At 45.8% G+C, this 14,704-nt stretch carries 14 protein-coding genes; 5 read left to right on the top strand and 9 right to left on the bottom strand.

Annotated features, from left to right (window positions below; genetic code table 11):
- Positions 1 to 145 precede the first annotated feature (145 nt).
- The gene (gene guaA / locus HF322_RS07270; RefSeq protein WP_169392740.1) at positions 146 to 1,744 is read left to right on the top strand and encodes a glutamine-hydrolyzing GMP synthase; all 1,599 of its coding nucleotides are present in this window, start codon (positions 146 to 148) and stop codon (positions 1,742 to 1,744) included.
- Positions 1,745 to 1,811: 67 nt separating this feature from the next.
- On the opposite strand, the gene HF322_RS07265 is transcribed toward guaA, so the two are convergent.
- The 6 genes from HF322_RS07265 to HF322_RS07240 form a co-directional block, all read right to left on the bottom strand.
- Positions 1,812 to 2,663 (bottom strand): NgoPII family restriction endonuclease, encoded by an 852-nt coding sequence (locus HF322_RS07265; RefSeq protein WP_169392739.1) that lies wholly within the window; start codon positions 2,661 to 2,663, stop codon positions 1,812 to 1,814.
- 15 nt (positions 2,664 to 2,678) lie between these two features.
- Positions 2,679 to 3,671: a DNA cytosine methyltransferase gene (locus HF322_RS07260; RefSeq protein WP_169392738.1), complete on the bottom strand. Its 993-nt coding sequence runs from the start codon at positions 3,669 to 3,671 to the stop codon at positions 2,679 to 2,681.
- Between the two features lie 88 nt (positions 3,672 to 3,759).
- On the bottom strand, positions 3,760 to 4,398 hold the full coding sequence (locus HF322_RS07255) for a GDYXXLXY domain-containing protein (protein ID WP_219848189.1): 639 nt from the start codon (positions 4,396 to 4,398) through the stop codon (positions 3,760 to 3,762).
- Complete coding sequence (locus HF322_RS07250; protein WP_169392737.1) at positions 4,395 to 5,558, bottom strand: DUF4401 domain-containing protein; 1,164 nt, start codon at positions 5,556 to 5,558, stop codon at positions 4,395 to 4,397. The genes HF322_RS07255 and HF322_RS07250 overlap by 4 nt, the downstream gene beginning before the upstream one ends.
- Positions 5,558 to 6,658 carry a DUF2157 domain-containing protein gene (locus tag HF322_RS07245; protein ID WP_169392736.1) on the bottom strand — a complete coding sequence of 367 codons (1,101 nt, stop codon included), beginning with the start codon at positions 6,656 to 6,658 and terminating at the stop codon, positions 5,558 to 5,560. The genes HF322_RS07250 and HF322_RS07245 overlap by 1 nt, the downstream gene beginning before the upstream one ends.
- A gap of 108 nt (positions 6,659 to 6,766) precedes the next feature.
- Positions 6,767 to 7,021, bottom strand: a complete 255-nt coding sequence (locus tag HF322_RS07240; protein ID WP_169392735.1) for a DUF2798 domain-containing protein — start codon at positions 7,019 to 7,021, stop codon at positions 6,767 to 6,769.
- Between the two features lie 142 nt (positions 7,022 to 7,163).
- Here HF322_RS07240 and HF322_RS07235 point away from each other — a divergent pair, with 142 nt between their 5' ends.
- Positions 7,164 to 7,898, top strand: a complete 735-nt coding sequence (locus HF322_RS07235; protein WP_169392734.1) for an aspartate/glutamate racemase family protein — start codon at positions 7,164 to 7,166, stop codon at positions 7,896 to 7,898.
- A 56-nt stretch (positions 7,899 to 7,954) separates the two neighbouring features.
- Here HF322_RS07235 and HF322_RS07230 read toward each other — a convergent pair whose 3' ends face one another.
- On the bottom strand, positions 7,955 to 9,523 hold the full coding sequence (locus tag HF322_RS07230) for an MATE family efflux transporter (RefSeq protein ID WP_308811486.1): 1,569 nt from the start codon (positions 9,521 to 9,523) through the stop codon (positions 7,955 to 7,957).
- A gap of 298 nt (positions 9,524 to 9,821) precedes the next feature.
- Between HF322_RS07230 and HF322_RS07225 the strand changes: the two genes are divergently transcribed.
- Complete coding sequence (locus tag HF322_RS07225; RefSeq protein WP_169392733.1) at positions 9,822 to 10,766, top strand: alpha/beta fold hydrolase; 945 nt, start codon at positions 9,822 to 9,824, stop codon at positions 10,764 to 10,766.
- On the opposite strand, the gene HF322_RS07220 is transcribed toward HF322_RS07225, so the two are convergent.
- Complete coding sequence (locus tag HF322_RS07220; RefSeq protein ID WP_169392732.1) at positions 10,763 to 11,746, bottom strand: YheT family hydrolase; 984 nt, start codon at positions 11,744 to 11,746, stop codon at positions 10,763 to 10,765. The genes HF322_RS07225 and HF322_RS07220 overlap by 4 nt on opposite strands.
- 122 nt (positions 11,747 to 11,868) lie before the next feature.
- Positions 11,869 to 12,471: a YigZ family protein gene (locus tag HF322_RS07215; protein WP_169392731.1), complete on the bottom strand. Its 603-nt coding sequence runs from the start codon at positions 12,469 to 12,471 to the stop codon at positions 11,869 to 11,871.
- A 143-nt stretch (positions 12,472 to 12,614) separates the two neighbouring features.
- Between HF322_RS07215 and HF322_RS07210 the strand changes: the two genes are divergently transcribed.
- Both HF322_RS07210 and HF322_RS07205 read left to right on the top strand, forming a co-directional pair.
- Positions 12,615 to 13,319, top strand: coding sequence for a pseudouridine synthase (locus HF322_RS07210; protein WP_169392730.1), 705 nt, complete (start codon positions 12,615 to 12,617; stop codon positions 13,317 to 13,319).
- A gap of 299 nt (positions 13,320 to 13,618) precedes the next feature.
- Complete coding sequence (locus HF322_RS07205; protein ID WP_169392729.1) at positions 13,619 to 14,656, top strand: thioredoxin fold domain-containing protein; 1,038 nt, start codon at positions 13,619 to 13,621, stop codon at positions 14,654 to 14,656.
- The last annotated feature ends 48 nt before the right edge of the window (positions 14,657 to 14,704 follow it).

Genomic DNA, 14,704 nt, shown 5'->3' with positions numbered 1-14,704 from the left:
CTTTATAATTGTAATTAGTCTTTTGCTTTTTTAGTTTGAACCAAATAACTGAGAATAATTTGGCATCTAATAACCATCGCCTTGCTGAAACTTGGTAAAATAAGCGACCCAGATTTTCTATAACCCTCTATTGATGGACTCTGCTATGACGACCCCCGAAAGCAACATCCCCGAAATCAAAGAAGACCGAATTCTCATCCTTGATTTTGGCTCGCAGTACAGCCAGCTCATCGCCCGCCGCGTCCGCGATTCTGGCGTATTTTGTGAAATGTTCCCGTTTGATATTGAAGATAATCGCATCAAAGATTTTGGCGCAAAAGGCATCATTTTATCCGGTGGTCCTGAAAGCGTTCACGTTGAGGACAGCCCGCGAATCAATGAAGCAGTATTTGAGCTTGGCGTTCCAGTGCTTGGCATTTGCTACGGCATGCAGGCAATGGCAGAGCGCTTTGGCGGTAAGGTTCACGCCAGCGACATTCATGAATTTGGCGCAGCAAGCATCCGCTTAAATCAAGACTCGGCGCTGACTCGCGGCATCGAAGATAGCAAAGACAGCTTAAGCGTTTGGATGAGTCACGGCGACAAAGTCATTGACGCGCCTAAAGGTTTTGAGATCATCGCCTCAACCCCAAGCTGCCCAATTGCCATTATGGCAGACGAGTCGCGCCACTATTACGGTTTGCAGTTTCACCCAGAAGTCACCCACACCTTGCAAGGCGAGGCGCTGCTTGGTCGCTTTGTCCATGAGATTTGCGGCTGCGCGGGTGATTGGACGCCGGACAACATCATTGACTTGCGCGTTGATCAGTTAAAAGCGCAAATCGGTGAAAAACAAGTTCTGCTTGGCTTATCCGGCGGCGTTGACAGCTCGGTGGTGGCAGCGCTTTTGCATAAAGCCATTGGCGACCAATTGACTTGCGTATTTGTCGATACTGGACTACTTCGATTGCATGAAGGCGACCAAGTCATGCAAGTATTTAGCGAAAATATGGGCGTTAAAGTGATCCGCGTTGACGCTGAAGATCGCTTTTTAACCGCTTTGGCAGGGGAATCCGACCCCGAAGCCAAACGCAAAATCATTGGCAAAACCTTTATTGACGTCTTTGCCGACAGCGCTCGCGACATCAGCAATAGCAGCGACGGTAAAGAAATCGAATTTTTGGCGCAAGGAACGATTTACCCTGATGTGATTGAGTCTGCAAAATCGCACCAAGGTAAAGCGCATGTGATTAAAAGCCATCATAACGTTGGCGGGTTGCCGGACGATTTGGCGTTTAAACTGGTCGAGCCGCTCCGCGATTTGTTCAAAGATGAAGTCCGCAAGCTTGGTATCACCTTAGGATTGCCGCACAAAATGATTTACCGCCATCCGTTCCCAGGCCCCGGCTTAGGCGTTCGAATCTTGGGTGAAGTCAAAAAAGAATACGCGGATATTTTACGCCAAGCGGATGCCATTTTTATGCAAGAGCTTGAAAAATCCGGTTGGTACGACAAAACCGCGCAAGCTTTTGCCGTATTTCAGCCCATCAAGTCGGTTGGCGTGGTCGGTGACGGTCGCCGCTATGCTTGGGTGATCGCCCTTCGCGCTGTGGAAACGGTGGACTTTATGACCGCGCGCTTTGCTCACCTGCCGTATGAGCTGATTGAGACGGTATCCAACCGAATCATGAACGAAATCAAAGACGTTTCACGCGTAACGTATGATGTGTCAAGCAAGCCACCGGCGACGATTGAGTGGGAATAATTTTTACCCTTAATTGTTAAATAAAAAACACTCAACGAGGTTGGGTGTTTTTTGGTTTGAATAGGAGCTATTTTACTTTCAAAGCAATACAAACCGCCGAAATTAGATTCACAGGGTTGTTCGGGTCTTTTACTTTTACAACTTTTTTCTCAAGAGTGCCTATCTGAACCAAGTTCTCAATTTCACGTAAAGTTTTTGCCTCAAAAGATAAGTATTTATCTTCCGGAATGAGTAAAAACACCTGAAATTTTAACGTGCTGTCATAGTCAAACAGATAATCAAACACCTTGACGGGTGGCTGAATCAGCCACATGCCGCGAATTCGCATGTTGGTAATTTTGAGCGGGTCAACACGATTTAAACGCCCCAGTTCTTTGGTTTCGCTAAATTCTAAGGCAGGATTGGTGGATAAAGTGTCGCCAATTTGATGTTTTATCGCTAAATAAATGTCCTCATCGGCCGCATAAAGACTGCCATAAACGCACCATAACGACTTAAGGCTTTTATCACTTTTATCGACATGACCAATGGCATAAATAATATCGCGCTCCGACCAAGTTTCACAATCACGGCATGTTTTATTGACAAATGGACTGTTGGCATAAAGCTTGGATTTTGGATGCGAGCTGTTAAGCTGCAATTCAGCAAATATGTTTTCGGTCTTTTTGATTTCAATAGCATCACCCTCGCGAAGCATCAAATCAGGCGGCCGAGCGCTTGAGCCTTGGTAAGAAAATACCTTATGAAAAACGCTTAATTTTTCTTGAATTGGTAAGTCAAAGGTTCCTGCGATGGCTTCTTTAAGATACTCTTCTAAGCCATCACCGACATTATTAATTCGGTTACTGCCTTTATAGAGCGTATTCACGGTCAGGCTTGTGGTTTTAGATAAGTTAGTCAGCAAGTTTAGAATATTCATTGATAACCTTAGCGTTTAATTTGTCTCAATCTGCTGTTTGATTGACTTGGCTAAATGATACGCCAGCTGCACCGGAACGGCGTTACCAATCATCTTATAACCAGAATTTACTTTATGATAATCAAAGATAAAATCATCAGGGAAGGTTTGGATTCTAGCGCATTCTCTGACCGATAGCCTGCGGTATAAGTGCTCTTGACCTTGAACAAATTCGCGTTTGTCCACGCCAACACTGACCATTTTGGGCGCTTGCGGATGTAGCGGCGCGTGTCTGCCGCTGGCTTGGATGGTAAATGAGGGCTCATCCCAACTTCTAACCCGATTGCGCGACATATAAATCGAAGAAAAGCCGCCAGTCATATATTCATGATTGGGGATATTGCAGCCTTGTTTATTGGTATTTTGCAGCTCAAGCGCGGGAATGGCGCTATCTTTTAAATCGGCAATGGCGTCTTTTAAATTGTACCTCTCAGCAAGCGGCTCAGGGAAGGTAAACGTGATTCCCAAATCACGGCGTATTCCCACAAAAAATACCCGTTTGCGGTCTTGAGGAACGCCAAAATCCACCGCGTTTAACATGGCAAAGGACAAATCATAGCCAATTCCTGCACTTTTAAACATCTCTTTGATGTTATTTAGCGCATCATCGTGGCGTTTAAACAGCATTCCGCTGACGTTTTCTGCCACAAAAAATTTCGGCTGTTTGGCGGCAAGTATTCTGATAAAATCAAAAAACAGCTGACCGCGCTTGTCGTCAATGCCTTTAAGCGCCCCAGCCTCACTCCAACTTTGGCAAGGCGGCCCGCCGATGATGCCATCACAATCCGGAACATTATCGGCTTGAATTTCGGTAATACTGCGAGTATCCAAAATAGTATTGGGATGGTTTAAGCGATACGTTGACCAAATCTCTTTATCAAACTCATTTGCCCAAATCACCTCAAATCCTGCTTTTGAAAACCCCAAATCAAGACCGCCAGCCCCTGCAAAAAAAGACACAACTTTCAACATCAACCTCTAACTCATCACCCATTTAAAGAGTTGAAATTATACCAAGATTATAGAGCAGCTTATAAAATGCGAGTAAATTTAGCGGTTATTTTTCAGACGCAATCACCTTAAAATCTTCATTCACCATTGATTGCAACAGCGGTGCACCCTTATCATTCACCCGAAATAGCCCAAATTTTGCATTTTCAAACGCCTCGCTATGGCCTTCTTGAAAGAAAAACGCGTTGGTGGCAATATAAATGCTGCCGTCACGGATTTTGTAGCGCAGGGCGATTTCGTTGTTAGCTGTCGTGTCAGAATTATCCGCAAGCCTTACAAAATGCCCGACGTGGTGCTTATCAAGACTTAAAATCACAAAGCCGTCATAATGCCAAAACTGCTCAGGAAGTGGGCGGCGAAACCAACTGTCATTTTCCCAATCGTTTTGAACGGCATCATCCGCCACAGGATTTGCCACTGACTGACTTAGCGCGTTGATAATGTCGTTTTCAAGTGCATAGCCAAGCGCCATATAGTCGCCTTGCATCAGACTTCGCGGATCAACCGGCGCAAGTTCAAGCAGCACCACGCGACCATTTGCCAATTGCGACTCATATTTTGCAATAGAAATATTGACGACGCTCAAGGTAATCATCAATCCAATTAAGGCAACAAAAATCGCCAAACTACGCCGCGTTACTGAAGAAGTAGAAGGCGCAAACCAGTCACGAAACCAGCGGCTCATGAGTTACCTCCGCGAAACCGCGGGCTAAAAATCACCGCCCGCAAAAATAAGCAAACCATCGCTAGAATAAGTAACGCGGCTGATTTGACAAGTAAGGAGGTATCTAATTGATAATAATACCAAAAGGCGTAACCGATCAGCGTTGCCATACTCAGCGCTTGCAGCAAACGCTCGCTATTAGCAAAGCTGATCGTGATCACAAGCGCAATTGCTAAGAGTCCTGATGCCCAAAAAGACAGCGTACCAAGGGCGATAATGGCAATCATTACAAGTAAAAATGGCAGCGATAAAATAGACATCGTATAGCGTTTAGCAAGTATCATTGCCGCTGCAATGCCGACCAGCGCTAATAATCCTTGCGATAGCATCAACATCACAGGGTCGGTCAGCTGCAAAACTGCCGAATCAGCATCTATGAGATCCCATACAATATCAACGAAAAATATCGCCGAAATCATTAAGAGGATTGCCGATGAAAAGCTGAGCGACCGCAAAACGGAGATGCCATTTGCCAAAAATCGTGGTGGCAACATGATCAATAATTTATGGGAAAAAAGCGTTGTGCTGATAAAAATGAGCGCAAGCAGCGCCAAACTGACTGCCGTTACGCCAAAAATACTTAATAAATAAAGCAAACTTGCCAGCATAATCGTGCTACTTATCAGCCGATAAAACAAGCTTGGCATAATTACCGTTAATATCAGCTCAGCAACCATTAACCCGGCAACTCGAAAGGCTAAACTGTCCTGATTATCAACGATTGCCATGAGCCAATAGCCTTGAGCGCCGATCGCTAAGCTTAATGCCAATCCTGTGACAAAGGGCGAGCTGCGGCTGGCATGCGTCAGCAAAACATAGCCCAACGCGCTCAGCATTATGGCAACTGTCACAAAAAGCGTAGTCGATTCCCCAAAACCTAAAGCTATCAGCATTAACGCGATCGCCGCAAGCAACAACACACTGATCACCAGACCGCAAAGCCCAAAAAATAGCTGAATAAACCAAGGCGTGGACTCTAGGGTTAGATCATCGTTACGTTCAGCCGCTTTAAATTGCACAAAGGCGCTTGAGGCTGGGTCAATGAGCTTTGCCTCGACCAGTTTGTCGAGGGTTTCGGTCATATCAGCCGTCGTTAAATCTTTGCGCTCAAAAGGCATCATCACGATCTCCTTACGCGTAAACTTGCTGCCGATAAGCGCCGAAGCCAACCCACCGCAAGCGAGCTTATGATCAATAATATCGCCGCCATAATAAAAAGCGTTGCCATTTCCCAGTCAAAATCAAGCCACTTAGCACTCCAAACCATCACTACCGCAACGATTGCGGCGCAAAAATAGGTGAGCATCAATAAATTTAATCTGAGCCAATAAAAGTGATACCACAAAACCCCAAGCCAAAGCAGCCAAACGACATGAGCAAGTAAGGTGTTGGCAAAACTGACATCATTAATCACACTATTGCTGGCGAGTATCGTGGCAAATCCTGTTGCCAATAGCCCTACCAAATTGGTGCTCCAATGCAAATGAACGGGCGGGGCGGTGGGCTTTTTTTGATCAAAATTCATACTTTGATGGTCAAGTTGGGCGTCTTGATTGATAGCTGATAAGTTTGCTTGGCGGGTCATCATTGGCAATCGTTCAGCAAAGATAAGCCAAGCTAAAAATGCCGCGCTGTTCATCAAGGTGAGCAGCAGCATTTTGCTAAAGATAGGATGAATAATAAAAGCAAATGGCGCGATAGCAAACCATGAGCTTTGGGCATAGCTGACCATCACGGTTAAATTGATCAGCCCAAGCCAAAGCAGCCAAAGTATGGGAGATCGAGCAATGAGTACCCAAGGAATAATCAGCGCCGACCAAATGGCAAACAGCTGCCATGAGTCCGCGCCCGTTTGGTAAACTTGACCGACAAGCGCGAGCAGAGCGCCTGTAATCAGACTTGCCGCCAGCAGGAACAATTGCTGTAGTAACGAAGCTTTTTTTAGCCAAACGAGCGCCAAATAGCAAATGAGGGTGAACACCAACGCGCCTTCAACCAGTGCAAATTTGCCTATTTTGCCCAAATCAAACCAGTTAAAGGCAATAAAAAATATCAGGCTAAAGGCAATCGCCACCACGCCTACCGCTAACAGCGTCACTTCAAAAAAGCGCTGCCAAGCAAAAGGATGAGGATAAATGCCAAGGTTGATCGCGGCTTGATCAGCATGTTTTGGCGGCAGCACACCGCTTGCAATCAATTGCTCAAGGTTGCGCTTTGACATTTTGCCGACCTTATCGTGAGGGTGATAAGGATTATCTTAGCGAGAATTAAGCATTTTATTTGTCAAAAAGTGTTAATTAACAATCAAATAAGCCAGCTTTAATAACACTTAATAAAACTCAATCCGGCTTAAAATGTGCTCTTGAACCAAATACGCGCAAGCATAAGCGCTTGGCCACGCCACCAAAAACGCCAATCCCCAAGAGTGCAGCAGCTCCATAAAAAAGCCGTCAACAAAGCCAACTTTAATCAGCATGAGCACGGTTGAGATGATCAGCGACATCATCAGCGCCATCAGTCCTGTGAACATCAAGCGGTAATATTTACGCTGGGTTCGAAATTTAAAGGATTTTTCAGCAGTCATAAGCAGGTTATTCCCAAAATCATAATGGCGATTAGGATTTTGTTTAATCGGTATTGAAAGGCAAAGATTTTGATTATAAGTGATATTATCGATGAGGCTAAATAGATTGTGGCGATACTAACAATTTTAATAAGGAAACGTTATGCCTCAAACGCAGCAAACGCTTGGAATTATTGGCGGGATGAGCTGGGAGAGCACTCAGCAGTATTATCGATTAATCAATGAGGGCATCAAAGCTCAGCTTGGCGGTTTGCAATCGGCAAATCTGCTGATTCACAGCCTTAATTTGGCGCCGATCAGTGAGCTACAAGCCAGCGGTGATTGGCAAGCGCTGAGTGAAATAATGGCGGACAGCGGTAAGCGTTTGCAGGCAGCAGGCGCTCAAGGACTTTTAATTGCCACCAACACAATGCATAAAGTTGCCGATAGGGTAACAGCCGCCACAGGATTGCCGCTGATTCATATTGCCGATGCTACTGCCGCCGCGATTCATCAAAAAGTGCTAAAAAAGGTTGCGCTGCTTGGCACCCAATTTACCATGACGGAAGACTTCTATCGCTCGCGGTTAACAGCATTTGGACTTGAGGTGATCGTTCCTGATCTTGAGTCGCGAAAGGAAGTCCACCGAGTGATTTATGACGAGCTTTGCCAAGGTCAGTTTCATGATGAATCAAGGCAATATTACCGCCAAGTGATTGCAAAGCTTGCCGACCAAGGGGCAGAAGGCGTGATTTTAGGCTGTACGGAAATTGGTTTATTGATCAACCAAAACGACAGCCCCATTCCCGTTTTTGATACCACGGTCATTCATGCCAAAGCAGCCGTAGATTTTTTATTGGGTGAGGCAAAGTTGAGTTTTAACCAAACAACTTTATAAACATATAAATCTTACTTTGGGCATTTTAACGTTTGGCTTAGTGAATCTTGTATAAATTAGCCATGCGATCGCCGTTTAATCTTTCTTCTTAGCACGCGCCGTTGCAATCGGCGCTGCAAGTTTTTAAGTCGGCGTCGCAGCGGTGAGCGCTTCCAAACCGTCGTTGGCATCAGCTCGCGACCTGAGGCGCTGGCTCCGGTATCAATGCGAAATTCTTCGGAATGTTGCGCGGCTTCAGTAGCAGGTAAGATTTTGCCTTTTCGCCAACCGCCGTACCAATAAAGCCCCGCGCCCATCACCGCCGTTGCCACCATGCCGGCGGGGAACGACCACCAAAGCGCGTCTGCACCAAGTATCGGATACAGCCCAAACGCAAATCCCAAGCGCACCGGATACATGGAAATAATCATCACAATCAGCGGCCAAATCACGTAGCCGTTGGAGCGCATCGTCCCAAACAGCACTTGAGCAACCCCAAAAAACAAATAGCCCCAAGTCGCCACCAGTTGAATATGCCGACCGATGGGAACCGCATCGCTGTCGCTGCCAAGAAATAGCCCCAAAGCGGCTTCATCAAAAATGGTCAGCACCAGTATCAGCGCGCCGGTTAACACCAAATTAAAAATAAGTCCCCATCGGGTAATGTCAGGGACGCGATCCCACTTATTGGCGCCGATATTTTGCGCCACCATCGCACTAGCTGCCGCACTCAAAGCCATCGCTGGCATCTGAACGTACGTCCAAAGCTGCTGGGTTGCGCTATACGCGGCGGTGGTTTGAACGCCTTCGCGGTTGATTAAAGTCAGCATCGTGAGCGCCGCCGATGAAATCACAATCATCTGAATGCCCATCGGTAAGCCCTTGGTAATCATTGACTTTAAAATCTGTGGGTCGGCGCGTAAAAAGCGCAACTCAGGCAGTTTTAATGCCAAAACAGAGCTACGAAAATACAAAGTAGCAATCAAGCCAACAAGTGCCACCACGTTGGCAACAGCGGTCGCAAACGCTGAGCCAAAAATGCCCCATTCTGGAAAAGGTCCAATTCCTGAAATCAGCACTGGTGATAACACAAGATCAATCAGCACCGACAGCCCAATAAACCAAAGCGGCGTTGTCGAATCGCCCGTTCCCCGAAGCGCCATCATGATAAGCGTAAAGGTTAGCGTTGCCGGCATGGCAATAAAAATCATCCGAAGGTAGGTTAACGCAAGCTCCGCCGCGCTTGCTGGCGTTCCAAGCAGATCAAGCAGCGCGGGCGAAAATAGCCAGCCCAAAATTGCAATAAAAATACTCAGCGGAATGATGCTGCCAAGCGCCGTTCCCATGGTTTTTTTCACTATTAAAGGGTTGCGCCGACCCATTGCTTGACCAATCAAAATGGTCGATGCCATGCCAAAGCCAAAAATAAAGGAAATCAGGATAAACATCACGATATTGCCGTTTGCCGTTGCTGCAAGCGCATTTTCACCCAAAAACTGACCAACCCAAATGGCGTTAATTGAGCCGTTAAGCGACTGCAATGCCGATGACCCAAGCGTTGGCAAGGCAAATAGCAGCATGGTTTTGGCGATTGACCCTGTGGTCAAATCACGCGATTTTTTGGGGGCGGCGGCAGCATCACTCACGGGTTATCCTTTTACATCATTTATTATTATGGTTTATAAAAATTTTATTGAAGTAAATTCAGCGAAAGCCTTTATCATAAAGGACAACGCCAATGCCGTCTTTATTAGAGCTGTAATTCTTACCTTCTAAAAAGTATATCGGCTGCTGAGCGCTTTTAATTGACTTAAAAAGTGGCTTAAAAAGTGACTTAAAAGGCAAGTCTAAACGTTGCCCCGCCAAATCTAAGCGTTACACTGTAGCCTTAAAGCACGCGCTAAATTTATTTTTGCTGCCAATTTTTATCAATAAGGATGTTTTATGTCGCTTAAACGCTTAAGCCTTGCCGCGCTGATCAGCTTGTCGGTAATCGGCTGCACCACGCCCAACCCCTTAACCATTAACGCCACCCAAAAACTGGTCAATTTTGAGCGCCATAAATCAAGCCTTGAAGCCAAAAGCTTAACCCTTAACTCCGGCTATAAAATAGCCTATTTAGAAGGCGGCAATTTAAACGGCGCGCCTCTGTTGTTGATTCATGGCTTTGGCGGCAATAAGGACAACTTCACCCGAATTGCGGATAAATTGGGCGAGTATCATTTATTGATTCCGGATTTGCTTGGCTTTGGCAACTCAAGCAAACCGATGGATGCTGATTATAGTAGCGATGCTCAAGCGCGGCGATTGAATGAATTTTTACGCCGAAAAAACCTTAACAACGGGATTCACATCGGCGGTAACTCCATGGGCGGCAGCATCAGCGTGGCTTATGCGGCAATGTTTCCGGATGAGGTGAAAAGCTTATGGCTGCTTGATAGCGCAGGATTTTGGTCAGCAGGGTTGTTTGAGCGCTATCAAAACGCGACGGCGGACAACAATCCGTTGGTCATTGGTGATACCAAGCAGTATTTTAAGCTTTATCATTTGGTGATGAACAAGCCGCCATTTATTCCAAAAACGGTGCAAGCGGTATTTGCTCAGGACAACATCAATAACCGTGCGCTTCACAGCAAAATTATTGAGCAGGTCGTGACCGACAACGTCGAGGCACGCGCCAAAGTCATCACTGAGCAGCAAATCCCAACGCTTGTGGTTTGGGGAAAAGAGGATAAAGTTATCAAACCTGAAACGGCATATTTGATGAAGCAGCTTATGCCGCATGCCAAAGTGCTGTTGATGCCGGATGTTGGTCACGTGCCGATGATTGAGGCGGTGAATCAGACGGCAGCGGATTATAAGGAGTTTCGGGCGGAGATTGACCGTTAAATCAGTAAATTAACTTCCTTAAAAAAGCTCACCGCCGTATTTGGCAACCAGCTTAAATCAAACTTTTTATCTTGATAGGTTAAAAAGCCGATATGACCGCCATGAGCCGTATCAATTAAAGTGACCTCTTTTGACACGTCACCAAATGTCGCAGTAACGCCTAAAAATGGGTCATCTTTGGCGCTAATCATTAAGGTTGGCTTGGCAATATGAATCAAATGCGGCAGCGCAGACGCTTTATAATAATAATCGTTTGCCGAGCGAAAGCCGTGACGCGGGGCGGTAAAAATATTGTCAAAATCGCTCATTCGCCGCGCTGATTTAATTGCCGCGATTTCATCCTCGCTTAAATCGTTGGCAAGCGCTTTTTCAATAATCGGATTGAGTAAATACGGCGTATAAACGCGGCGACCCAAAAAACGCTCCATCGCAAGCGACGCCGAAAGCAAATCAACGGGTGCAGATGCCACAACCGCCGCTTTACAAATGGCATCATCACCAAAATTGCTCATGTATTTTGCCAATGCATTGCCGCCAAGCGATACGCCAACAGCAAATATCGTCCGGTAGCTTTGGGATAAATGGCGCAGCGCATGGTCAATTTCAGCGGTGTCGCCAGCGTTATAAAACACGCGACCTTTAACCGGAACGCCGCCGCAACTGCGAAAATGCACCACCACAAAATGCCAATCTTGAGCTTGCGCTGCCTTGGCAAGCACCCTTGCATAATGGCTTTGGCTGCTGCCTTCCATACCGTGAAACAAAACAAGCAGCGGCTTTTGAAATTGATTTTCGCTCAGGTGAATATCAGCAGTGTCAACAAAATCGTAAGCCACTTCGCTCTCGTTTAATGAGTCTTTGACCAACTCGCGGCGATAATTTGGCGACGTTGGGGCAATAAATTTGGGTAAAATGGTTTGCAGATGCGGGTTAGCAAGCCAAAACGGCGGTTTAAACGGTTGGTAATTAAAACTTGTCATAAATAGTTGCAGCTTTTTGGTTGTTTTTAATTTTTAAAAGTTTCACGTGAAACTTGGGATTCTAATTTGCGATCAAAATTTTGTTAGAGGTAGATGATAGCTTGATTATTATTTTCAATGCTTTACTTGGTATCATTTTCAATCACTTTGCCATAAATGCCTAAGTTTTCTTGAAGCTCGGCGATATGTTCATTGGCAATCGTGACTGGCAGCTGTACGGTTTGGCTGTAATTGACCTCGCCGATTACACCATCCAATTGCGCGGCAATATAGCGGCACTGGGCTTCATTGGCAAAATCCGTTTCGATAATGAGCGTGGATTTGGGAATAAATTCAACCAATTGCATTTCATCAACTGCCAATTGCGCTGACCCTGCATAAGCTCGCGTTAATCCGCCTGCGCCAAGTTTAATGCCACCAAAATAGCGAACAACGATGATAATTACGTTACCAATGGCTTTATGCTGCAACACATTTAAAATCGGTCGCCCTGCCGTGCCGTTTGGTTCGCCGTCGTCATCAAATCCCGCGCTTGTGGTGTTGTTGGGGTCGCCGATGATATACGCCCAGCAGTGGTGGCGCGCATCGGGAAACTCAAGCCGTAATTGTTCCACATGAAACATCGCTGCGTCGCGCGAAGCTACCGGATAGGCAAAGGCGATAAATTGCGACTTTTTGATTTCTAAATTGGCGCGGACAGGGCGCTTTAGGGTTTGATAGCTCATAGCACATCGTTGTCTTGGTTAGGAATCGTTCAGCTTGCCAACCCAAATATGCTAAACTTGCGGCAAGTTAGGTCAGGTTTTGACTTATAATTTTTTAGTTTTGAATCATCATTATAGCGATGATAATAACGGATGGGCAAATAATGCGCTTAGATAAATTAATCAGTAAGGCAACCGAGCTGTCTCGAAAAGAGGCAAAAAGAATCCTGCACGCGGGCGAAGTCACTGTTAATGATGAGGTGGTCAAAGACCCCGGATTGCACGTTGATATTTTAAATGATGAGGTACTTTGGGCAGGCGAGCCGTTGTCGGTTGCCACTGGCAACCGCTATATTTTGTTGTATAAACCCGAAGGCTTTGAATGTACCCTCAAAGCCAAAGAATATCCTATCGTCACCGAACTGATTGCCGTTCCTGAATTGCAAAGCCTGCGAATGGCAGGGCGCTTGGATGTGGACACCACAGGGGCGCTGATTTTAAGTGATGATGGTCAATTTTTGCACCGAATTACCAGTCCTAAGCACGAGCACCCCAAAGTTTACGCGCTCACTTTAGCTGACCCGATGGACGCCGATGCGCAAGCCGATGCGATTAAGCAAGTGGCAAAGGGCATTTTACTTGATGGCGACTATGAGCCGACCAAACCGGCTACCCTTGAATTTATTGATGAGACCCATGCCAAACTGACGTTAGTTCAAGGAAAATACCACCAAGTGAAGCGCATGATGGGCTATTTTGGCAATAAAGTGATTGAACTTCACCGCGAAAGCATTGGCAATATCACCCTTGATGGTTTGGAAAAAGGCGACAGCCGCTTTTTATCGGAAGAAGAAATTAGCCAGTTTTAAGGCGTTTGGGTGAAGAAGAGCCGTCTTAAACTGTTTCTCGGGTCTTAATATTTGGTAGCCAAATTGCAAAATCAGCTTAGTTTGGGTTAAAAAAAAGGTCAGTTATGCTACAGTCGATATCTACTTTAATTTACCTTTTTGCATAATATAAAATTTGCGGCAGTCGATTTTAGAATTCATTGTTAGTTAGTATTGTTTATTAATACTGTCGATAATTATCAATGACTTTTAAAGCGCGCCGCTAAATCTTTTGCAAACTAAATCATGATATTTAAAATGATAACTCGATAGGATGTGCTGTGAAACGACCTGTATTAGCTCTAACCCCTCTTTTTGCTGCCCTGCTTGTGACCAGTGCTTGCGCTCAACCTGCCCCAACGCCTGTTCAAAAAACGGCTTCCGCGACGACAAGCGCTGCAGTCAGTCCTGCCATCGATAGCAAGTTGCGCCAAGTGCTCAATCAAGCAGGAATTAAAGCGCAGATTTTAAGCATTACCCAATCGAAACTGCCCAATATGTACCAAATTAGCCTTGCTGGTCAGCCGCCCTTGCATATGACTGGCGATGGCAAATACGTCATCCAAGGCGAGCTGCAAAAAAACCCAAGCCCCAAGCGCAACAGTCAAATGCCACCAAGAGCAAGTAGCGCTCAGCTTGGCGAACCCATCACCGCGACCGCCAAAAAAGTGCTGCTTGATAACATGAGCGCCCTTAAAAATATCAATGCCAAAAATCCATTTTTTTATACGGCAATCCCGGGCGTGATTTGGAGCGCATCACTTGAGGGCGTACCATTTTTGGTGAGTGACGATGGCGCTTATATCACCGACGGCGAAATTGCGGTGATTCAAAATGGTCAATTTGCCGGTCTTGATAACACGTTTGAGAAGCGCAAAAACCAAGCCGTCTTTAAAACGCTTGATGAGTCGCAGCTCATTACTTATCCGGCAACGACCACTGAAAAAGCCGTTATTTATATTGCAACAGATGTCAATTGTCCCTATTGCCGCAAATTTCACCAAAAAATCCCTGAGCTGAATAGCAAAGGCGTGACGGTAAAAGCCATTGGCTACCCGATTTATGAACAATCGCCTGAGCAAATGCGCGCGGTTTGGTCGCAAAAGGGTGACAGCGCTCGCAGAGTTGCCCTTGATAATGCGATGCTTAAAGGTCAAATGCCGACTGCAAAAGTAAGCGCCGACTTTGTGACCCCAAACCGTGATAAAGCGGCAGGACTTGCCGTGGTGGCAACGCCAGCGATTTTCCGAGCTGATGGTGAGCTGTACCAAGCAAGCTTTGATAGCCCTGAGTTTTTACAATTTTTAGGGGTTCGTTAGTTTTTAAACTGTTATTTAAAAAGCTTTAAGTTGAAATTTTGCAATAAA

The organism is Psychrobacter sp. MF31 (assembly GCF_012847335.1).
Classification (GTDB): domain Bacteria; phylum Pseudomonadota; class Gammaproteobacteria; order Pseudomonadales; family Moraxellaceae; genus Psychrobacter.
Note: the sequence above shows the minus strand (reverse complement) of the source record. Positions and strands in the feature narration are given on the sequence as shown.

Excerpts from the sequence above, each read along its gene's own strand:
- guaA (WP_169392740.1), top strand. The coding sequence starts at position 146 with ATGACGACCCCCGAAAGCAACATCCCCGAAATCAAAGAAGACCGAATT.
- HF322_RS07265 (WP_169392739.1), bottom strand. The coding sequence starts at position 2,663 with ATGAATATTCTAAACTTGCTGACTAACTTATCTAAAACCACAAGCCTG.
- HF322_RS07255 (WP_219848189.1), bottom strand. The coding sequence starts at position 4,398 with ATGAGCCGCTGGTTTCGTGACTGGTTTGCGCCTTCTACTTCTTCAGTA.
- HF322_RS07250 (WP_169392737.1), bottom strand. The coding sequence starts at position 5,558 with ATGATGCCTTTTGAGCGCAAAGATTTAACGACGGCTGATATGACCGAA.
- HF322_RS07245 (WP_169392736.1), bottom strand. The coding sequence starts at position 6,658 with ATGTCAAAGCGCAACCTTGAGCAATTGATTGCAAGCGGTGTGCTGCCG.
- HF322_RS07240 (WP_169392735.1), bottom strand. The coding sequence starts at position 7,021 with ATGACTGCTGAAAAATCCTTTAAATTTCGAACCCAGCGTAAATATTAC.
- HF322_RS07235 (WP_169392734.1), top strand. The coding sequence starts at position 7,164 with ATGCCTCAAACGCAGCAAACGCTTGGAATTATTGGCGGGATGAGCTGG.
- HF322_RS07225 (WP_169392733.1), top strand. The coding sequence starts at position 9,822 with ATGTCGCTTAAACGCTTAAGCCTTGCCGCGCTGATCAGCTTGTCGGTA.
- HF322_RS07220 (WP_169392732.1), bottom strand. The coding sequence starts at position 11,746 with ATGACAAGTTTTAATTACCAACCGTTTAAACCGCCGTTTTGGCTTGCT.
- HF322_RS07215 (WP_169392731.1), bottom strand. The coding sequence starts at position 12,471 with ATGAGCTATCAAACCCTAAAGCGCCCTGTCCGCGCCAATTTAGAAATC.
- HF322_RS07210 (WP_169392730.1), top strand. The coding sequence starts at position 12,615 with ATGCGCTTAGATAAATTAATCAGTAAGGCAACCGAGCTGTCTCGAAAA.